At 59.3% G+C, this 21,396-nt stretch carries 14 protein-coding genes; 2 read left to right on the top strand and 12 right to left on the bottom strand.

Translation table 11 applies throughout. The annotated features are described in order from the left end of the window. Nucleotides 1-136 precede the first annotated feature (136 nt). From I2I05_RS06265 to I2I05_RS06255, 3 genes are all read right to left on the bottom strand, one after another. Nucleotides 137-1,102, bottom strand: a complete 966-nt coding sequence (locus tag I2I05_RS06265) for a hypothetical protein (RefSeq protein ID WP_196281360.1) — start codon at nucleotides 1,100-1,102, stop codon at nucleotides 137-139. A gap of 181 nt (nucleotides 1,103-1,283) precedes the next feature. Then, a complete protein-coding gene (locus tag I2I05_RS06260; RefSeq protein ID WP_196281359.1) occupies nucleotides 1,284-1,697 on the bottom strand; it encodes a hypothetical protein in 414 nt (137 codons plus the stop codon). Between the two features lie 168 nt (nucleotides 1,698-1,865). Continuing rightward, a complete protein-coding gene (locus I2I05_RS06255) occupies nucleotides 1,866-2,282 on the bottom strand; it encodes a hypothetical protein (RefSeq protein WP_196281358.1) in 417 nt (138 codons plus the stop codon). A gap of 519 nt (nucleotides 2,283-2,801) precedes the next feature. On the opposite strand from I2I05_RS06255, the gene I2I05_RS06250 reads away from it, so the two are divergent. Further along, nucleotides 2,802-3,398, top strand: coding sequence for a HupE/UreJ family protein (locus I2I05_RS06250; RefSeq protein ID WP_196281357.1), 597 nt, complete (start codon nucleotides 2,802-2,804; stop codon nucleotides 3,396-3,398). Between the two features lie 183 nt (nucleotides 3,399-3,581). Beyond that, nucleotides 3,582-5,927 (top strand): M1 family metallopeptidase, encoded by a 2,346-nt coding sequence (locus tag I2I05_RS06245; RefSeq protein WP_196281356.1) that lies wholly within the window; start codon nucleotides 3,582-3,584, stop codon nucleotides 5,925-5,927. Between the two features lie 73 nt (nucleotides 5,928-6,000). Here I2I05_RS06245 and I2I05_RS06240 read toward each other — a convergent pair whose 3' ends face one another. The 9 genes from I2I05_RS06240 to I2I05_RS06200 form a co-directional block, all read right to left on the bottom strand. Next, entirely contained in the window at nucleotides 6,001-6,669 is a 669-nt protein-coding gene (locus I2I05_RS06240) for a cytochrome b/b6 domain-containing protein (protein ID WP_196281355.1), read from the bottom strand. 18 nt (nucleotides 6,670-6,687) lie between these two features. After that, nucleotides 6,688-7,929, bottom strand: a complete 1,242-nt coding sequence (locus I2I05_RS06235; RefSeq protein ID WP_196281354.1) for a pyridoxal phosphate-dependent aminotransferase — start codon at nucleotides 7,927-7,929, stop codon at nucleotides 6,688-6,690. Between the two features lie 81 nt (nucleotides 7,930-8,010). Continuing rightward, nucleotides 8,011-8,979, bottom strand: coding sequence for an N-acetylmuramoyl-L-alanine amidase (locus tag I2I05_RS06230; RefSeq protein ID WP_196281353.1), 969 nt, complete (start codon nucleotides 8,977-8,979; stop codon nucleotides 8,011-8,013). A gap of 90 nt (nucleotides 8,980-9,069) precedes the next feature. Next, entirely contained in the window at nucleotides 9,070-10,758 is a 1,689-nt protein-coding gene (rny, locus tag I2I05_RS06225) for a ribonuclease Y (protein ID WP_230688178.1), read from the bottom strand. Nucleotides 10,759-10,887: 129 nt separating this feature from the next. Further along, nucleotides 10,888-11,181, bottom strand: a complete 294-nt coding sequence (locus I2I05_RS06220; RefSeq protein WP_196281352.1) for a cell division protein ZapA — start codon at nucleotides 11,179-11,181, stop codon at nucleotides 10,888-10,890. 38 nt (nucleotides 11,182-11,219) lie between these two features. Continuing rightward, nucleotides 11,220-11,516, bottom strand: a complete 297-nt coding sequence (locus tag I2I05_RS06215; protein ID WP_196281351.1) for a hypothetical protein — start codon at nucleotides 11,514-11,516, stop codon at nucleotides 11,220-11,222. Nucleotides 11,517-11,702: 186 nt separating this feature from the next. Further along, on the bottom strand, nucleotides 11,703-14,681 hold the full coding sequence (locus I2I05_RS06210) for a M16 family metallopeptidase (protein WP_196281350.1): 2,979 nt from the start codon (nucleotides 14,679-14,681) through the stop codon (nucleotides 11,703-11,705). Nucleotides 14,682-14,971: 290 nt separating this feature from the next. Next, nucleotides 14,972-17,971 (bottom strand): M16 family metallopeptidase, encoded by a 3,000-nt coding sequence (locus tag I2I05_RS06205; protein WP_196281349.1) that lies wholly within the window; start codon nucleotides 17,969-17,971, stop codon nucleotides 14,972-14,974. 280 nt (nucleotides 17,972-18,251) lie between these two features. Beyond that, entirely contained in the window at nucleotides 18,252-21,275 is a 3,024-nt protein-coding gene (locus I2I05_RS06200; protein ID WP_196281348.1) for a M16 family metallopeptidase, read from the bottom strand. Nucleotides 21,276-21,396: the final 121 nt, after the last annotated feature.

Genomic DNA, 21,396 nt, shown 5'->3' with positions numbered 1-21,396 from the left:
TTGTTTTATTTACTTATATATAATTATATACAGTTGTCGCGGGTTTAGTGGCTTGTGACGTGTAAACATCAATGAGGCCACTCACTGTTTGGCATTTTTCGTTGAGTCGGAAAGAACCCCATAGCGCTTGATGCTTCTAATCTTTGCGCTTGCGTGCTGCTTTGCGTTCCAAACGTTCGCGGTAAGTGCGGCCAGCGGCCACGTGCTTGTTTTTGAGCTGCGCCCGGATGGCGGGCGGCAGCGGCGTGCCAGCCAGGTAGCTAGTGCGGAGCGCGTCGAATTTGGCGTCGGTGTAGGGCGCGTTGTGCAGGAACATGTACGTGACCCCACCCGTCATCAGCAGCAGGCCCAAAGCCACTTGCCCGCCGGATGGCTCGCTGCGTTGGGGCTGCTGGTAGGGCGAAGACGGGGTGCTGGTGCCGGAAGCGCCGGTCATGAGGCGCAGTCCCGGCAGGGCCAGCAGAATAGGCAATTGCCCACCTAGCCGCTTGGCATTGAAGAGCCCCTGCACGGCATCGAGGGTGTCTTGCCGGGCATCGGCCAGTAGCTGGGCTGGGGTAAGAACCGGCTGGAGCGGGGCAGAAGTAGGGGCTGGGCTGCCGGCGAGCGGGATGCTCGGGGCTATGCCTTTTGCCAACAAAGGATTTTCGGCCGATGCCGTGCCGTGCAACGGCGCGAAGTTGCCCCGCAGGCGCCGCGTCACGTTAGCGGGCAAGTGGCCGGTGGCCGCCAACTCGCTCAACACATTCCGCTCGCGGCCGGGCCGGAACTGGATGCGCTTGTTCAGGCCAATGAGCAGAAACGCCGAGCCTGCCACCACGCCGGGCGTCCAGACCCCGGCGCTGGTGCTTTGCTGGGCCGGCAGGGTAGAGGCCAGTATGCCGGCCGTGCCCAGGGCCAGCCAGCCCACCCCGCCTCCGCGCCGGCTCCGGAACAACTCATGTACGGCCCGGGCCGTGTCGGCGCGGGTGAGGGCGTTGAGCGAGGCCGACGCCGGCGCGGCTACCGGAGCGGGAGCCGACAGGGTTTGCGCGTGGGTAGTGGCAAAGCCCATTGATAGGAGCAGCGTTAGGTAGAGGCAGTAACGGAAAGAAGGACGCACGTTGGGCACCAGAATTAGGACTTGAAAATGCTTGATGAAGAGAAGTGCAACTGCCGGTTAGAATGGCCGAAAATGTTTGCACAAGCAAGCAAATGTAGGGAATGCTGGTGGCTGGCGGGGCGTATTTTTTAGTAGCAGTGACGCTTGTGTAACCTAACTCCCGGCTGCGGTAAGGTCTTGCCTACAGGGCAAAATGCCTGCGCTTTAGGCGTTGTATGACAAGTGGCGGTAGCCGTTGGCCTTGCTCATACGCTGCCATTATCGCTGTTTCCTGGGCCAGCGTAACTTCCTTATGGTGCTTCCTCCCGACAAGGTACAGCGGCACCCCCACCGCAGAAAGCAAGACCGCATTGCCAAACAAAAAAGCCCTAACCAGACCATCGTCGGTACTGGCACCTCCAATGGCTGCCACGGCACTAATTCCCATTGCAGTGCCACCCACCGCTGTTAATGCGCGGGCACTGCTTCTACGCTGGTCAAATAAGGCGCGCACAGCGCGGGCGGTATCAGCTTTGGTATAGGAAGCAGTTTGTGCAGCCGATGTAAATAATACACCGCAAAAGAGCACGCTTAGGAAGGTAGCCCGAATAAACATGGTTGTTGATTTGGTTTCTTGTGAAAACTAGCTAGCAAAGCCCCTGAATTTGTAAGCAGCGGTGTCGCCGGTTTCGGAACATCAGCCCTGGAAATCATGGAACTGCCCAGCTCGGAAAGTGACGCTGCCTATTAAGCAACGCTAAGGACCCGAGGCTGGCCCCGGATGCTATTTGGTGGTGCCAGAGGCTGCCGCATTGCCCTTCAATAAGTGCTTGCGTAGCTGGTGCTGGATTTTGCTGGGCAGGCGGTGATTGGCTTCGTAAGCCGCTACTACTTTGGCTTCGCGGCGAGGACCGTAGGCAATAAGTTGCTGGATGCCCACGCCCATCACGGGGGCGGCCACCACCCCATACACCAGGGCGAATCCGCCAAATCCTAATTCGAACAGTGGCCTATTGCCCCCAATAATGCCACCGCCGCCACCCGACTGGCTGCCCTTGCTCTCGTAGGCCGCCGATACGCCCGCCAGTGCCAAGTCCGCCCCGACGGCTCCGATGGTTAAGATGTTGCCCACGCGCTGCCGCTTGGCAAACAAGCGGCGAATGGCTTGTACTGTGTCGGCAGCCGTGGTAGGGGCAGCCACGGGCAGCGGGACAGGAGGTGCCAGCAGCAAGCCGGCCGGAGAACTTTGAGCAGAAGCTGAGCCGGCGAGCAGTAGGAAAAGAAGTGTGGAGCGGAACATGAGACCGTGAATGCGGTGAATGATGGGGCGAAGTAAGAGGCCCACTCACCGGTCTCCAAATGGGGCGGGGTTCACTATAAAGTCTGAATTATTTACCTCGTGTTGATGGAAATTCCATTGTTTTTGCTTTGGGGAATGCACTTTGGAGCTGCGTGTAATGGGTTTGAAAAGTCAGAAGTTTTCAAACTTTTAGTTTGTCACTACATCACCTCGGTAGAGATGCTACTGCGACTTAAAGTCAGATTTATTATTATATTTTATTAATAAACAAGGGTTTATGTTTGGTGTTTGGCAACGTTTCTGCTGAGGTACATACAGCGCGGCGGCTAGTTTGCTGGTTGCTGTTGGCAGCGCAAATACACAGTTCGGGAAAAACCCGACCTTCGCCCTACCGCCCGCTATTCAATGGGATTTTTAGGAATGTCTGTTTTTCAAACGTACCTGCAACTGGGGTTCTTGCACATCTGCACACCGCGGGCTGCCGACCACCTCACGTTTCTGCTGGCTCTGTGCGCGCCATATGTGTTGGCCGACTGGCGCCGAGTGCTGGCCCTGGTCACCAGCTTCACGGTGGGGCACTCGCTTACGCTGGCTCTAGCCACGCTCGGCGTGGTAGCCTTCAATCCCGCGGTTATCGAAGCGCTGATTCCAGTGACCATCATGGTCACGGCTGTGCTCAACATGCGCGGAGCCAACCGCGTGCTAACGCCGCGGGCACCAGCGGTGCTGGCTGCCGCGCCCAATGCGCTGGCCTTGGGCTTTGGCCTCATTCACGGCCTTGGCTTCTCCAACTACCTGCAGTCGTTGCTCGGGGCAACCAGCCGGCCCGTGTTGGAGTTGCTCGCTTTCAATGTAGGCGTCGAGTTGGGTCAGGTGCTCATTGTGGTGGCCATTTTGCTGGCAGGATTGCTGCTGCTGCGTGGCCTGGGGGTGGCGCGTCGCGATTGGTTGCTCACCACCAGCGGCGCGGCCTTGGGCATTGCCACCGTGTTGCTGCTCCAGCTATTGTGGCCCTGATGCCGGCAGCTTAGTGCTCCTGAGTATCCAGCATGATTTCCAGTCGCTTAGAGCGCGGCGTGTCAGCAGATAAAATTCAGCCCAACGGACACCTGATTGGCCTGCCCTCCGCAACCTCTGGTGTATCTTCGCCGACATTGTTTGCCTTCGTGTTTTCAGCTTTTTTCTCCTCATCATTTTCTCATGCGTCGTTTTCTATTTGCCGGCTTGGTGCTGGCTTTGGTCGGTGTGCAACCTGCTTTAGCCCAGAACACTAACTCGGGTACCGACAAATTCGCGCAGCTCGAAACCGTGCTGCCGTCGCCCAACTCGTACCGCACGGCCAGTGGGGCGCCGGGCAAGGACTACTGGCAGCAGCGGGCCGACTACGACATCAAAGTCACACTCGACGACGCCAAGCAGGCCATCACCGGCCGCGAGACCATCACCTACACCAACCTCTCGCCCGACGTGCTGCCCTACCTCTGGGTCCAGCTCGACCAGAACATTCTGGACAAAAACTCCATCACCAAGGCCACGGAGGTGAGCCAGTTGCAGGACCGCATGCCGTTCCAATCGGTAGAAGCCATGCTATCGGATTTCGACGGCGGTTTCAAGATTGAAAGCGTGACCGGCAAAGACGGCAAAACGCTCAAAACCGTGGTCAACCACACCATGATGCGCGTGGATTTGCCCACGCCGTTGCGCCCCGGCCAAGCCTTCGCTTTCAACGTGAAGTGGCATTACAACATCAACGACCAGCTGAAGGAAAACCAGCGCAGCGGCTACGAGTACTTTCCTGGCGACAAGAACTACCTCTACGAAATCGCGCAGTTTTACCCGCGCATGGCGGTGTATTCGGATAACCAAGGCTGGCAGCACAAGCAGTTTTTGGGCACAGGCGAATTCACCCTGCCCTTCGGCGATTATAAGGTGAGCATCACCGCGCCCGCCGACCACGTGGTGGGCGCCACCGGCACGCTGCAAAACGCCGCCCAGGTCCTGACCTCCACCCAGCAAAAGCGCCTCGAGCAAGCCAAAAACACCAAGAAGCCGGTGCTCATCGTGAGCCAGGCCGAAGCCGTGAGTGCCGAAGCCAAGCGTGCCACAGGCACCAAAACCTGGACCTTCGCCGCCAAGAACGTGCGCGACTTTGCCTGGGCCAGCTCACGCAAGTTTATCTGGGATGCCATGCAGATTAAGCAGAACGGCAAACCCGTGATGTGCATGAGCTACTACCCCAAAGAGGGCAACCCGCTCTGGGGTCAGTACTCCACCGAAGTGGTAGCGCACACCATCAAGACCTATTCGAAATTTACCATACCGTACGAGTACCCGGTAGCCATCTCGGTGCACGGCCCGGTGGGCGGCATGGAGTACCCGATGATTTGCTTCAACGGCGGCCGGCCCGAGAAGGACGGCACCTATTCTGCCCAGCGGAAATACGGAATGATTTCGGTGATTATCCACGAAGTGGGGCACAACTTCTTTCCGATGATTATCAACTCCGACGAGCGGCAGTGGTCGTGGATGGACGAGGGCCTGAACACCTTCGTGCAGTACCTCACCGAGCAGGAGTGGCAGCGGGACTACCCGTCGTCGCGCGGCGAACCCCGCAACATGGTTAACTACATGATGACGGACAAGTCGCTCCAGTCGCCAATTATGATTAACTCGGAGTCGGCCCTGCAGTTCGGCAACAATGCCTACGGCAAACCCGCCACGGCGCTGAACATTCTGCGCGAGACGGTGATGGGCCGCGAGCTGTTCGACCACGCCTTCAAGACCTACGCCACGCGCTGGGCCTACAAGCACCCCACGCCCGCCGACTTCTTCCGCACCATGGAAGACGCCTCGGCCGTGGACCTGGACTGGTTCTGGCGCGGCTGGTTCTACACCACCGACCGCACCGACCTGGCGCTCGAGTCGGTCAAGGCCTACTCCCCGAGCACGGGCGACCCGGCCGTGGAAAAGGCCCGCCTGCAGCAGCTGCAGGCCGCCCAGGTGCCCTCGATTTCGGCCCAGCGCAACGCCCAGGATGTGAAACGCACGCTGGTGGACGAGAAGCCCGAGCTCAAGGACTTCTACAACGCCTACAACCCGCTGGCCGTCACGGCCGCCGACCAGCAGCGCTACCAGGCCTACCTGGGCGGGCTGAGCCCGGAGCAGAAGCAGCGCCTGGGCCAGCAGCAGCACTTCTACGAGCTGAGCTTGCGCAACGTCGGCGGGCTGGTCATGCCCGTGATTGTGCAGCTCACCTACGCCGACAACAGCAAAGAAATCCAGACCATCCCGGCCGAAATCTGGCGCAAGAACAACGAGAAAGTGACCAAGGTGCTCGTCACCAAGCAGCCGGTCATTTCCTTCGTCATCGACCCGTTCCAGCAGACGGCCGACACCGATTTGAGCAACAACGCCTTCCCGCGCCAGCCCGCCGCCTCCCGCTTCGAGCTCTTCCAGCAGCAGCAGCAGGCGCCGGCCAACCCCATGCAGCAGGCAGCCAAATCGGCTGCTCCCACGCAGCAGGCGTCCCCGGCCCCCGGGCAGTAAGCCAAGTTATATCCAATAAAAAAAGCGGCTCAATTGAGCCGCTTTTTTTTATGTGCATTCGGACTTTGGGTGATTAGGATTTGGGGGCCTCGCCACCCACCATGCGCGAAATGAGGCCGTGGTCTTTGGTGGTTTCTGCCCATACCACGCCCACTACGTGCACCACGAAAAAGGCGATAATCAGGTACATCGTCACGTTGTGCGTCTCTTCGGCCAAGTGCTTGATGCTGCGCAGAAAAGCTACGTCATTGCCATAAATTAGGATGAGGCCGGTAATGACCATGATGGTCAGAAACGAGTAGAAAAGGGCGTAAGTGCTTTTGGCAAACAGTACCTTGCCGGCCTCGCTTTTGCCAGCGGCCGGGGTGAGGCGGTAGCGCCGGGCTACTTCCAGCAGGCGCGCCGAAAAGCGCAGCTCGGAAGGGCCACGCAGCTCCAGCACCACGCGCAACCCGAAGAGGGCCACCAGCGCCCAACCAAAGTAGATATGCCACTCCCAGATACGCTCGCTGAGGATGTGCGTGAGCGACCGGGCCTGTTGCACGCTCAGCGTAATGTTCTCCTTCGCCATGGTTTCCTGAAACTCCGGGCCGGCCGACCTGGCATTTACAATCACCTTCTGAAACAAAATGGTGATGAGCTGCAGGCTAACTAAGAGGGCGTTGCCCCAGTGCCAGACCCGCAGTGGCGCGCGGTAGTCTTTGGTGGGCGCTTCGGTGCTTGGGGCGATAGCGGGCATCATATGTAAAAAGCTATAGGGCTAGGCAGGCAAGGGGGCAGCCGTTTCCACGACGGCGGGTAGCTGCGTCTCGGTACGACCCGGGTACTCGAGCAAGGCGTGTTCGAGGCAGGTGAGGGCTGCGGCCAAGTCAGTCTGATTGAGTACGTAGGCCAACCGTACCTCTTGCTTGCCCAGGCCCGGCGTTTGGTAAAAACCGTTGGCGGGCGAGAGCATCAGCGTCTGGTTTTCGTAGGAAAAGCTTTCCAGCAGCCACTGGCCAAAGGTCTCGCTATCGTCGACGGGCAGGTGCGCCAGCACGTAGAACGCGCCGCCCGGCCGCGGGCATACCACGCCGGGCATGGCCTGCAGCCGGGCCACGGTCAGGTCACGCCGGGCTAGGTACTCGGCCTTGCTCTCGTCAAAATACGATTCCGGCAGTTCCGCCGCTGCCTCGGCCAGCAACATGCCCAGGCCGGGCGGGCTCACCCGCATCTGGGCGAAGCGAAAGGCCGCAATGTACACCTGCTTGTTGAGCGTAACCAAAGCCCCAATGCGCGCCCCGCACGCACTATAGCGCTTTGAAATGGTGTCGACTATTACGACATTTTGCTCGGCGCCCGGCAGTTGCAAGGCACTCACATATGGCGCGTCGTAGCAGAACTCCCGGTACGCCTCGTCCGAAAGAAGGTACAAATGATGCTTTTGGCACAGGCCCAAAATGCTTTCCAACTCCGCCCGGCTGTAGACGTAGCCGGTCGGATTGCTGGGATTGCAGATGAGCACGGCTCGGGTACGGGGCGTAATAACGCGCTCAAAATCAGCCAGTGGCGGCAGGGCAAACCCGTCTTCGATGTGCGCCGTGACGGGCACGATGGTCACGCCCGCCGCAATAGCAAAGGCCGTGTAGGTGCCATAAAACGGCTCCGGAATGATGACTTCGTCGCCGGGATTCAGGCAGGTGAGCAGCGCAAACAGAATGGCTTCGCTGCCGCCGGTGGTCACAATAATATCTTCCAGAGTCACGGGCAGATTGGCGCGTTGGTAATAGGCGGCCAGCTTGCGGCGGTAGCTTTCGGTGCCCGCGCCGTGGCTGTAGCCCAGCACGCGCACATCGGCATTGCGCATGGCGGCCATCGCGGCCGGCGGCGTTTCAATATCCGGCTGCCCAATGTTGAGCGGATACACAATTTTGCCCTGCTTGCGGGCCGCTTCGGCGTAGGGGGCCAGCTTCCGAAACGGCGAAACCGGCATGTCTTGCCCGCGCTGCGATACTTTTAACATAGCATAAAATTAAACTGCCCGGCAAGAAAACTGCTTGTAGCAAGCTGCCGCGAAGTAAGGAGTCAATTAGCTAAAACCTGTTTACAAGAACTTCTTATACAGGTTGAAAAGAATACGATTATCGGCTTCCGTCAGCGGCGCGTTCACGTTTTGCTGAATAAAATGCAGCTTAAACGCCTGAATGGCTGCCGGTAGATTCCGCGTGTCGTAGCCAATAATGCGCAGCGCTTCCTGGGGTTTGAATGCCGAGGTAGCGCTGTTTGCAGCCGCCAGTTGAGCGTCGATTATGGCGCTATCCGCCGGCAAAAGCACTGTGCCCGGCAACGTGCGAGGGCCAGCCAAGGCAACGAGGCTATCCAACGGCAGGGCCGGTACCGGGTCAGGGCTTGGTAGGGGCCCGGCGTCGTACCACAAGCCGAAGCCATTGTCGGCCAAGCGCTTCCAGGGGAAGAGGACGCTGGGGTCGGTTTTGCGGCTGGGCGCAATGTCGGAGTGCCCAATGAAGTTGGCGGTCGGAATGTTGTACGCCTTTTTCAGGCCCGCCAGCACGTTCAGCAAGCTGGTTAGCTGCGGTTCGGCAAAGGGCTGAAGGCCGTTGTTATCCAGCTCAATACCGATGGACGAGGAATTAATATCGGTATCGTTGCCCCACTTAGCCACGCCGCCGTGCCAGGCCCGCAGGTAGTCGTTGAGCATGTGAAACACCTGGCCATCGCGCCCAATGACGTAGTGGGCACTCACCTGCGTGCGCGTCAGAGTGAAGGTTTTCAGCGTCTGGGCCGTCGAATCCTGCGCCGTGTGGTGAATAATTACCATGTTGGGCTTGCGCAGGTTGAAGTTGGTGGTGCCCACCCAGTACTTGCCCAACAGCAGGCTATCGGCGCCTCTCGGCAGGGGCACGGGCGTCGTGCGCAAGGCTTTGGCGTAGGCCTTCACCTGCTGCTTATACGAGCGGTTGGTAGTGGCATAGGGGTTGCGCTGGACGGCGCAAGCACTTATTGCCAGGGCCGCGAATAGATAGAGCGAGCGGGAAACGAACAGGGTATTCATGAGTTGAAAGTTACGGCTAGATGTAGCTATCGCATAAAAAAAGCCCTTGAAGCAGCTGCTCCAAGGGCTTCTCTTGCCTTTTTAGGTAATTTACTTGGCGTAGGCCACGGCGCGCATCTCCCGGATTACGGTGATTTTAATTTGGCCGGGGTACTGCATTTCCTTCTCGATTTTCTGCGAGATTTCGAAGCTCAGCTCGGCGGCGCGCTCGTCGGTCACGTTCTCGGCGTCCACCATCACCCGCAGCTCGCGGCCGGCCTGGATGGCGAAGCACTGGTTCACGCCCTTGAAGCCGTTGGCAGTTTCTTCGAGCTGCTTGAGGCGCTTGATGTAGCTCTCCATCATCTCGCGGCGGGCGCCGGGACGCGAGCCCGAAATGGCGTCGCAAGCCTGCACGAGCGGCGAAATCATGGCCGTCATCTCAATCTCGTCGTGGTGAGCACCGATGGCGTTTACCACGTCGGGGTGCTCTTTCCACTTCTTGGCCATTTCCATACCCAGGATGGCGTGGGGCAGCTCGGGCTCCTCGGTGCTCACTTTGCCAATGTCGTGGAGCAGGCCGGCGCGCTTGGCTTTCTTCACGTCGAGGCCCATCTCGGCGGCCATGGTGGCGCAGAGGTTGGCTACTTCGCGCGAGTGTTGCAGCAGATTCTGGCCATAAGAAGAACGGAAGCGCATCCGGCCCACCATCTTAATCAGCTCCGGATGCAGGCCGTGAATGCCCAAGTCGATGATGGTTTTTTCGCCGATTTCGACGATTTCCTCCTCGATGTTCTTGCGGGTTTTGGCCACAATCTCCTCCACGCGGGCGGGGTGAATCCGGCCGTCCTTCACCAGCAAGTGCAGCGAGAGGCGGGCAATTTCGCGGCGTACCGGGTCGAAGCCCGAGATGATGATGGCTTCCGGCGTATCATCCACGATGATTTCGACGCCCGTCGCGGCTTCCAGTGCCCGGATGTTGCGGCCCTCGCGGCCGATGATTTTGCCCTTCACGTCGTCGCTTTCAATGTTGAAAATCGACACGCAGTTTTCGATGGCGTGCTCCGAGGCGGTGCGCTGAATGGTCTCCAGCACAATTTTCTTGGCGTCCTTGGTAGCGGTCAGCTTGGCCTGGGCCACGGTGTCCTTCACGTAGGAGCTGGCCTGAATCTGGGCTTCGTTTTTCAGCGATTCAACCAGCTGCTCGCGGGCTTCGGCGGCGGTTAAGTTTGCTATGGTTTCGAGCTGGCGTTGCACGGAGTGCAGCTGTTCGTCGGCGTTGCGCTGCTTTTCTTCCAGCTCGGCCATGGCCTCCTCGTGGTCGATGCGGCGCTTCTCGGCCTGGGTTTCCAGCTTGTCGCGCAGCTGCTGGGTGTCGGTCTGGTTTTTCTCGCGGGCTTTTTCCAGCTCCACCTCCTTGCGCTGCAGCTGCTCGAGCTGGCGCTGGGTGGTTTCGGTCAGCATCTTGATGCTTTGCTCTTGCTCCACCACGCCTTGGCGGCGTTCGGTCAGTTCTTGCTCCAAGGCCTGCTTGAGGCGGCGGCTTTCCACGTCAAACTCGTTGCGCAGGTTCTTGAACTTGTTCTTGGATTGCTCCAGTCGCTCATCGGCCTGCTTGATTTTCTCGTCGCGGAGGCGGTTGCCTTTCTCCTCGGCGTCGCGGAGGATTTCTTGGGCCTTGGCCGTGGCCTGGCCTTCGTGGTCCAGCCGGGCTTTGCCGGCCAGCTGTTTGCCAATCACGAAGCCCGCCACAAGGGCGACCACCGCGGTCAACAAACAGTACATTATTATGGGGGACATATCAGTATGGTTTGGGATGGGTAAAAAACCATAACTGGGAGGAACAGTTTTGCCCGGGCTACGGGCGGGAGCGGCCGATTGCCGCGCCGCCCTGCCGGGCCAACGAGTGTGCGGTGCCGCGCGCGGGTATTACCGCGTCAGCACCACGCCTGAAAGCAGCTCGTCGAAACGAGCCAGCCGCTCGGTCAGCGCCGCATCGGTGCCGTCCTTTTCCTTGCTCACTTTCAATTGGTCGGCCATGGTGGCCAGCGCAATCATGGCCAGGAGGTCCTGCTTGTCCTGTATGCCGTAGCCCTCCCGAAATTCGCGTAGCTTGTCGCCCAGCAGCCGCCCGGCCAGGCGCAGCCGTTCCTCATCCTGCACGTCAACGCGCATGGGATAGTCCCGGTCAGCAATACGAATTTTGATGGCTAGTTCGCTCATAAAGCGGAGGTTACGGCGGTGGGGTGAGGGTCAGTGGGTTAGTCTCTCAAATAGGCAAGACACTTGTCCAATTCGCGGATGTATTCGTTGAGGCGCAGTTTTAATTCGTTGGCGTGGGTGGGTTCCCCAGCTATGGTGTGTACAAGTTTAACAATATTTTCCTGGTTTTGTCGCTCCTTCAGTTGCCGGTCCCGGTCGCGCACATCAGCCCGCAGCTGCTGTACGGTGGTGTTGGCATCGGCCAGCTCCTCACGCAATTGCTGATAGGCAGCCACTAAGGTGGTAATCTGCCGCTCGAGGCGGTCGAGTTGCGCAAGCTGTTGGGATGAGGCCACGGTCAGGATAAATTTTTGCGTGAAGATAAAGCCAGTCCCCGAAAGCTACGCTTTACCCGGAACCCGCTTGCAACTTACTACTCAGGGCCATTTGAATTTGGCCGAACCATTGGACCCAAAAAGTAAGCCCGTCAGAAAAACCTGACGGGCTACTGGTCTCAGAGCAGGGCTTCTTTCGGCGAACGACTAGCCTTTCTTCGTCTTGGTTTTCATTTTGCCGTTGCTGTCTTTGGTCTTTGTTTTCTCATCGACGGGTGTCGTAGCCGCCGGGGCGCTAGGAGCGGCAGCTACTACCGGCTGGCCTTCCAAATCCAGTTCTACCACGGGGTAGCCGAGTTCTTTTAGGGCTGGCAGTTGCTTGCGGTCGCCCACCACCACGATGTACATCTTGTCGGCCGGCAGGTTTTTCTTGGCCGTAGCCTGCACGTCTTCCTTGGTCAGCTTTTTGAGAATTTGGCTGCGCTCGTCCACGTAAGTGATGGGCAGGTTATACTCCACAATCCGGCTCAGGAAGTTGGCTTTCTGCGGGCCGGTTTCGTAGCGCAGGGCGTCGCTCTGGCCGATGGCCGTTTGCAGGTAGCTGAGCTCATCGTCTGAAATTCCGTTGGCGTAGTTGGTGATTTCGCTCATGAACTCCTTCACCGAAGCGGCGGTGGCATCGGCGCGCACGCCAGCCTGGGCCGTGAACGGACCCGCGTAGCGGCTGCCCGCAAAACCCGAGCGGGCGCCGTAGGTGTAGCCCTTGGTCTCGCGCAGGTTGGTGTTGAGGCGGGAGAGAAAGTTTTCACCCAGAATGAAGTTGGCCAGGGTGGCGCGGTAATACTCACCCGTGGCATCGTAGGGCATGGCCAAGTAACCAATGCGGATTTCCGACTGCGCGGCCCCTTCCTTGTTCACAAAGTAGAAGCGAGTCTGGTCGGGCTGGGTGGCGGGCTGCCCCACCGGCAAGATTACCTCCTTTTTGGGCCACGCTTTGAGGAAGGCCAGTTGGGGCGTCAGGGCTTGCTGGTCCACGTCACCTACTACGGTGAGGAAGCTCACGTTGGGCGCATAATTCTGCTGGTAGAACTGCTTCACGTCGTCGAGCGTAAGGCTGCCGACGGTGGCGGTGGTGCCACTGGCCGCAACGCTCATCACGTCGGTGGGGCCATAAAGCAGGCGGCTGTACGTTTTGTCGGCAATGAGTACGGGCAGGGTGTTCTGGTTGGCAATGCCTTCCAGCGTTTGCTTCTTGAGACGGGCAAAATCAGCGGGGTCGAAGCGGGGGTGCAGCAGCCGCTCCTCCACCAAGGCCAGAGTGGCCGGCAGGTTTTTGGTCAGGCTCTGGACCGACACCACCGTGCGGTCGTCGCCAGCCGAGATTTGCACGCTGCTGCCCAGCTTGTCTAGCTCGGCCGAGAACTGCTCGCTGGTGTACTTCTCCGTGCCTTCGTTGAGCAAGGCGGCCGTGAGGCTGGCCACGCCGGCTTTGGCCGGGTTGGCTTGCTCCAAGCGGTGCCCGCCGCGGATGGTGAGCAGCATGGTCACGGCGGGAATCTCGGTGTTGCGCGTACCAATCACCTTGAGGCCGTTAGCAAATTCGTCGCGGTATAAAGCGGGTATTTTAACAACGGGATTGCCGCCCGCACCGGGCTGCTTGCTGCGGTCGAATTTGTCGGTGGCCTTCACGTATTTCAAGCTCGCATACTCGTCTTTCGGCGCTTGGTATCTGGATTTGTCCACCGTGAAGTTGTCGGGCTTGGCCGGGGCTACGCCGCCGGTTTTGGGCACCACGCTCAGGATAACGGCCTTCTTGCCGCGCAGGTACTTGTCGTACACGCGCTGCACGTCGGCCTTGGTCAACGCCTTGAGCTCCTTGGTTTCTACCGTGATGTAGTTGGGGTTATTGAAGAACGTTTGGTTGGCCGCCAGTTGGCTCACTTTGCCGCTCACGCTGGCCAGCCGGTTCACGCGCTGCGCTTCTTCTTGGGCCTTGAAGCGTTGCAAGTCGTCGTCGGTCACGCCGCGTTTCTCAAATTCGGCCATGGTGCTGCGCACGGTCATTTCGAGGCTATCGAGCCCCTTGCCAGAGAACGAGCGGGCCACCAGATTCATCTGGCCGCCCAGCTCGGCGCTTTGCTGATACGCCTGGGCTTGCACAGCTTTTTGGGTTTTCACCAGGTTTTTGTAGAGCAGCGAGTTCTTGCCGTTGCCCAGAATCTGAGCCAATGCGTCCAGCGGCAATTCGTCGGGGTGGCCGGCCGGCGCGGTCGGGAACACCATCTGCAGCATCGGGAAACGCACGTTGTCTTGGTAGCTCACGTAGCGGTCGGTGGTGAGCACGGGAGCGGGTAGCTTGGTTTTGGCCACGGCCGGGCCGCGCTTGATGGAGCCAAAATACTTCTCCACCAGCTTCACTACTTCGGCCGGCTTTACGTCGCCGCCTATGGTCAGCGTGGCGTTGTTGGGGCCGTACCAGCGCAGGAAGAACTTCTTCAGGTCCTCTACATTGGAACGGTCCAAGTCTTCCAGGTAACCAATGGTTAGCCAGGAGTAGGGGTGGCCGTAGGGGTACAGCGTTTTGCTGATGTACTCACTGGCCAGCCCGTACGGGCGGTTGTCATAATTCTGGCCGCGTTCGTTCTTCACCGTAGCCCGCTGCACTTCGAACCGCTCTTGCGTCACGGCGTCGAGCAGGAAGCCCATGCGGTCGGATTCCAGCCATAGGGCGCGCTCTAGCTGGTTGTTGGGCAGGGTTTCGTAGTAGTTGGTGCGGTCGCCGTTTGTGCTGCCGTTGTTGCTACCGCCAGCCCCAATGGTTACCTTGTCGAAAGTGCCTTTGGGGGCATGGTCCGAGCCTTCAAACATCATGTGCTCGAAGAAGTGGGCAAAGCCGGACTTGCCAATCTGCTCGCGGGCCGAGCCGACGTGGTAGGTCACGTCGACGTGCACCAGCGGGTCGGAGTGGTCCTCGGTCACAATCAGGGTCAGGCCGTTGGGCAGCACGTACTTCTCGTAGGGAATCACCAGCTGGCCCGGCTGCTTCGTTACTTTCTCCACCAGCTTCGTGCCGCCGGTAAGTGCAGTGGACTTGGTAGTGGGTTTAGGAGCCGGCTTTTGCTGCGCTATAGCCGGAGCTGCGGCTAGCAAGGCCGCACACAAAAGGGGTAACGTTGAATACTTCATGCGAGAGAAAAGGTAATTATGTCAAGAAAGCAAGATGAATCAGTCTGCAACTTAGCAACGTGGCCGTCACCAGCGCAAAAGACAGCAATTCAGTGTCCCTGCGCAAGACCACTAGACTGGAGCGAGAAGTTCGAGAATACGCTAACACCAGTCCTTTGTCGTGCCCAATAAGTCAAGGATTATTACGGCTTAAAAATCTCAGTCAACTCAACCAGCCACAACAAAAAGCGGGACGCCGGCTTTACGCCAACGTCCCGCTCATGGACTCAGTCTGGGAGTACCAAAGGAGGTTATTTACCCTTTTCCTTCTTGGTCTTCACCTTCATCTTGCCCCCGTCCTCGGTCTTGACTTTCATCTTCTCGTCGGTCGGAGCGGCGGCCTGGGCGGGCGCAGCGGCCACGGGCTTGCCGTCCACATCTAGCTCCACCACGGGGTAGCCCAGGGCCTGGATAGCGGGAAGCTGCTTGTTGTCGCCCACTACCACAATGTACATTTTGTCGGCCGGCAAGTACTTTTTAGCGGATGCTTGCACGTCTTCCTTCTTCAGCGCTTTCAGGATGTCGCTCTGCTGCTGCACGTAGCTGGGCTCGAGGTTGTACTCCACCAAGCGGGCCAGGAAGCCGGCTTTCTGCTGGCTGGTCTCGTAACGCAAGGCATCTACTTGGCCTACCGATGACTGCAGGAAGGCGAGTTCCTCGTCGGAAATGCCATTCGAGTAGTTGGTGATTTCGCTCATGAACTCCTTCACCGAAGCGGCCGTGGCATCGGCGCGCACGCCAGCCTGGGCCGTAAACGGACCGGCATACTGCGTACCGGTGTAGCCCGAGCGGGCGCCGTAGGTGTAGCCCTTGTTTTCGCGCAGGTTTAGGTTGATGCGCGAGTTGAAGGCGCCGCCCAGGAGGTAGTTAGCCAAGTAAGCACGGTAGTACGGGCCGGTGGCGTCATACTTCATATCCGTGAGGTAGCCCACGCGGATTTCCGACTGCGCAGCACCGGGCTTGTTCACGAAGTAGACCGTGGTTTTGTCGGGCTGCACGCCGGCTACATCAGCCGGAATGGTCACGTCCTTTTTGGCCCAGCTTTTCAGGAAGCCGAGCTGGGGCGTCAGGGCCTTCTGGTCCACGTCGCCCACTACTACCAAGTAGCTCACGTTGGGAGCGTAATTCTTGCTGTAGAACTCCTTCACGTCCTCCAAAGTCAGGCTGCTCACCGAAGCAGTGGTGCCTGCTACTGCAGTGCCGGCAATGTTGCTCGTGCCGTAGACCAACTTGTTGTAAGTCAGGTCAGCAATCACGGCAGGCTGCGTCGCGAAGTTGCCAATTAGCTCTAGCTGCTGCTTTTTGAGGCGGGCAAAGTCCTGGGCATCAAAACGAGGGTGCAGCAGGCGCTGCTCGAGCAAGGCCAGGGTGGCGGGCAGATTGGCGGTGAGACTCTGCACGCTCACGATGGTTTCGTTGTCGTCGGCACCTACCGAAATGCGCGAACCCAACTTGTCGAGGGCGGCGCTCATTTGCTCGCCGGTGTACTTCTCCGAACCTTCGTTGAGCAGGCTGGCCGTGAGCTGGGCAATGCCGGCTTTGCCGGGCATGGTTTGTTCCAGGCGGTGGCCGCCACGGATGGTCAGGCGCATGGTCACGGCTGGAATCTCCGTGTTCTGCGTGCCAATAACTTTCAAGCCGTTCGGCAACGTTTCCTGGTACAACGCGGGTACTTTTACCACCGGGTTGGCACCAGCAGCGGGCTGCTTGCTGCGGTCAAAATTGTCAGTAGCCTTCACGTACTTCAGACCTGCATACTCGTCTTTGCCCGGCTTGTAACCCGATTTGTCCAGCGTAAAATTGTCGGCTTTGGCAGGGGCAACCCCACCGGTTTTGGGCACCACACTCAGAATCACGGCGTGCTGGCCTTTGAGGTACTTATCGTACGCCCGCTGCACGTCGGCTTTGGTCAAGGCGTTCAACTCCTTGGTCTCAACCGTAAGGTAGTTGGGGTTGTTGAAAAAGGTCTGGTTGGCGGCGAGCTGGCTCACTTTGCCGCTCACGCTGGCCAGGCCGTTCACCGTCTGGGCGCGGGTCTGCGCTTTGAAGCGCTGTAGGTCCTCGTCGGTCACGCCGCGCTTCTCAAACTCGGCCATGGTGCTGCGCACGATGTTTTCGAGGCTGTCGAGGCCTTTGCCAGGGAAGGGGAGGGCCACAAAAGTAAACTGCCCACCTAGCTCCGAGTTCTGCTGATAAACCTGGGCCTGCACGGCTTTCTGGTTTTTCACCATATTCTTGTAAATCAACGAATTTTTGCCGCCACCGATGATGTCGGCCAAGGCGTCCAGGGGCAACTCATCGGCATGGCCGTGGGGTACAGTAGGGTATACCACCTGCAGCATGGGGAAACGCACGTTGTCTTGGTAGCTCACGTAGCGGTCAGTAGCCAGCTTAGGCGTTGCTACCACCGTCTTGGCCACGGCCGGGCCGCGCTTGATGCTGCCAAAATATTTCTCCACCAGCTTCACCACCTGGGCGGGCTGCACGTCGCCGCCCACAGTGAGCGTAGCGTTGTTCGGGCCGTACCAGCGCAAAAAGAAGTTCTTCAGGTCGTCCACGTTCGAGCGGTCCAGGTCCTCGAGCGAGCCGATGGTGGACCAGGAGTAGGGGTGGCCGTAGGGGTACAGCGCCTGGCTGATGATTTCGCCGGACCGCCCGTAGGGAGCGTTGTCCACGCGTTGGCCGCGCTCGTTTTTCACGGTCGAGCGCTGGATTTCAAACTTCTTCTGGCTCACGGCGTCGAGCAAAAAGCCCATGCGGTCGGCCTCCAGCCACAGGCCGGTTTCGAGCTGGTTGCTCGGCAACGTCTCGAAATAGTTGGTGCGGTCCGTATTGGTAGTGCCGTTGAGGGTGCCGCCAGCAGCCGTCACCAGCTTGAAGTGCATCTGGTCGCCGACGTGGTCGGAGCCCTGAAACATCATGTGCTCGAAGAAGTGGGCGAAGCCGGACTTGCCGATTTCCTCACGGGCCGAACCCACGTGATAAGTCACGTCCACGTGCACCAAGGGGTCGGAGTGGTCTTCCGAAACGATGAGCGTGAGGCCATTCGGCAGCACGTATTTCTCATACGGAATCACTAACTGGCCGGGCTGCTTCGTGACTTTCTCCACCAGTTTGGTGCCGCCGGCCGTGGTCGTGAGCGCCGTTTTGGCAGCATGTGCCTTAGCGCCTTTGGCGGCCGGCTTTTGCTGGGCGAAGCTAATGCTGGTCACCAGGGCCAAGCCCAAAGTGGACAGGAAACGTAAATTCATTTTTTGCTGGAAAAGGGAAAAATGAGAAATGAAGTAAAGAGTGTCCTCGTCTACATATTCTGCCGAGGCTTAGTGATGCGAAAGGTAAGGCCGGGGATTTATCTTTAAGGCATAATGTCGGCCTACTGATTGAACCAATCGGTCCGGTGCTTTACGACCGCTCCAACGGTCCGCCCAAGGCCGCCTTCCCGTATGGCTCAGGTTGTTCCACAAAAAAGCCCGTCCTGCTAAGCGAAGCAGAACGGGCTTTTATCGGTTACATGCCGGTGGCACCAAGCGGCTAGGACTTGCCTTTCTTGGTTTTTACCTTCATTTTGCCACCGTCTTCGGTTTTCATTTTCATCTTGTCATCGGCCGCGGGCACAGCTGCTTCGGCTGGGGCAGCGGCCGGAGCTACTGCGGCCACGGGCTTGCCGTCCACGTCCAGTTCCACCACGGGGTAGCCCAGGGCCTGGATAGCCGGCAGCTGCTTGTTGTCGCCCACCACTACGATGTACATCTTATCTGCTGGCAAGTACTTCTTGGCCGAAGCCTGCACGTCTTCCTTGGTCAGCTTCTTCAGGATGTCGCTCTGCTGCTGCACGTAGCTGGGCTCGAGGTTGTACTCCACCAAGCGGGCCAGGAAGCCGGCTTTCTGCTGGCCGGTTTCGTAGCGCAGGGCATCGCTCTGGCCAATGGACGCTTGCAGGAAGGTCAGTTCCTCGTCCGAAATGCCGTTGGGGTAGTTGGTGATTTCGCTCATGAACTCCTTCACCGAGGCCGCCGTGGCATCGGCGCGCACGCCGGCCGAGGCCGTAAACGGACCCGCGTAGCGGCTGCTGCCGAAGCCCGAGCGGGCGCCGTAGGTGTAGCCCTTGTTCTCGCGCAGGTTCAGGTTGATGCGCGAGTTGAAGGCGCCGCCGAGCACGTAGTTGGCCAGCGTGGTGCGGTAGTAGGGGCCGGTGGCGTCGTAGGGCAGGTCGGTGAGGTAGCCCACCCGGATTTCCGACTGCGCGGCACCGGGCTTGTTTACGAAGTATACCGTGGTTTTGTCGGGCTGCACGCCGGCCATGTCGGTGGGCACGGTCACATCCTTCTTAGCCCAGTTCTTCAGAAAGCCCAACTGGGGCGTCAGCGCCTGCTGGTCCACGTCGCCTACCACCACCAGGTAGCTCACGTTGGGGGCGTAGTACTTGTTGTAGAAATCCTTCACGTCCTCCAAGGTCAGGCTGCTCACCGAGGCGGTGGTGCCGGCCACGGGCGTGCCGGCGATGTTGCTGCCGCCGTATACCAGGCGGTTGTAGGTCAGGTCAGCAATGACGGCCGGCTGATTGGCGAAGTTGGCAATCTGCTCCACCTGCTGCTTTTTCACACGGGCAAAGTCCTGGGCGTCGAAGCGGGGGTGCAGCAGGCGCTGCTCGAGCAGGGCCATGGTGGCGGGCAGGTTCTTGGTCAGGCTCTGCACGCTCACGATGGTTTCGTTGTCGTCGGCGCCTACGCTCACGCGCGAGCCCAGCTTGTTGAGGGCCGCCGTGAATTGCTCGCTGGTGTACTTTTCCGAGCCTTCGTTGAGCATGCTGGCCGTGAGCTGGGCGATGCCGGCCTTGCCAGGCATGGCCTGCTCGAGGCGGTGGCCGCCGCGGATGGTGAGGCGCATGGTCACGGCTGGAATCTCCGTGTTCTTCGTGCCCACGACTTTCAAGCCGTTGGCCAACGTTTCCTGATACAGAACGGGCACTTTTACCACCGGGTTGGCCCCGGCGGCGGGCTGCTTGGCGCGGTCAAACGTGTCGGTGGGCTTCACGTACTTCAAGCCGGCGTACTCGTTTTTGGGGGCTTGGTAGCCCGCCTTGTCCACGGTGAAGTTGTCGGGCTTGGCCGGCGCAATCTTGCCGTCCTTCGATACCACGCTCAAAATCACGGCTTTCTTGCCCTTGATGTACTTGTCGTACACGCGCTGCACGTCGGCTTTGGTCAGGGCTTTGAGCTCCTTGGTTTCGACGGTGAGGTAGTTTGGGTTGTTGTAGTAGGTCTGGTTAGCAGCCAGTTGGCTTACCTTGCCGCTCACGCTGGCCAGGCCGTTCACCACTTGGGCCTCGGCTTGCGCTTTGAAGCGCTGCAAATCCTCGTCTTGCACGCCGCGCTTTTCAAACTCGGCCAGCGTGTTGCGCACGATGTACTCCATGCTGTCGAGCCCCTTGCCGGGGAAGGCCAGCGCCGTGATGCCGAATTGGCCGGCAAGCTCCGAGCTGCGCTGGTTGGCACTGGCTTGGGTGGCCTTCTGGTTCTTCACCAGGTTTTTGTAGAGCAGCGAGGTGCGGCCGCCGCCCAAAATGTCGCTCAAGGCAGTCAGGGCAATGTCGTCGGGGTGACCGGCGGGCACTGTCGGGAATACCATTTGCAGCATCGGGAAGCGCACATTGTCCTGGTAGCTCACGTAGCGGTCGGCGGTGAGCACGGGCGCGGGCAGCTTGGCCTTGGCCACGGCCGGGCCGCGCTTGATGCTGCCAAAGTACTTTTCCACCAGCTTCACCACCTGGGCCGGCTGCACGTCGCCGCCCACGGTTAGGGTGGCGTTGTTCGGGCCGTACCAGCGCAGGAAGAAGTTCTTCAGGTCGTCGAGGTTCGAGCGGTCCAGGTCTTCCAAGTAGCCGATGGTCAGCCAGGAATAGGGGTGGCCGTAGGGATACAGGGCCTTGCTCACGGTTTCGCCGGCGAGGCCGTAGGGGCGGTTATCGTAGTTCTGACCCCGCTCGTTTTTCACGGTCGAGCGCTGGATTTCAAACTTCTTCTGGCTCACGGCGTCGAGTAGGAAGCCCATACGGTCGGCCTCCAGCCACAGGCCGGTTTCGAGCTGGTTGCTCGGCAGAGTCTCGTAGTAGTTGGTGCGGTCCTGGTTGGTCGAGCCGTTGAGGGTGCCCCCGGCGGCGGTCACGAACTTGAAGTGCATCTGGTCGCCGACGTGGTCGGAGCCCTGAAACATCATGTGCTCGAAGAAGTGGGCGAAGCCGGACTTGCCGATTTCCTCACGGGCCGAACCCACGTGATAAGTCACGTCCACGTGCACCAAGGGGTCGGAGTGGTCTTCCGAAACGATGAGCGTGAGGCCGTTCGGCAGCACGTATTTCTCATACGGAATCACTAACTGGCCGGGCTGCTTCGTGACTTTCTCCACCAGCTTGGTGCCGCCGGCCGTGGTCGTGAGCGCCTTGCCAGGAGCGGTGGCCGATTTGGCAGCTGGTTTGGTCGCTGGTTTTTTCTGTGCTTCGGCCGGAGCCGCTGCGAGCATTGCCGCGCACAAAATGGGTAAAGCTGAATACTTCATTCGAGGAAAAATGGTGGTGGTAAAATGAATGCAGAACAATTCGGCCCGCAACTTAGCAACGCCCATGCAACCAAATGATGAGGAAGCGTTGAGCAACAGACGTACGGCGGGGCTTAAAGGT

It is taken from the genome of Hymenobacter jeongseonensis (assembly GCF_015694725.1).
Lineage (GTDB): Bacteria > Bacteroidota > Bacteroidia > Cytophagales > Hymenobacteraceae > Hymenobacter > Hymenobacter jeongseonensis.
The sequence above is the reverse complement of the archived record's forward strand: the minus strand, read 5'-3'. Positions and strand labels throughout refer to the sequence as shown.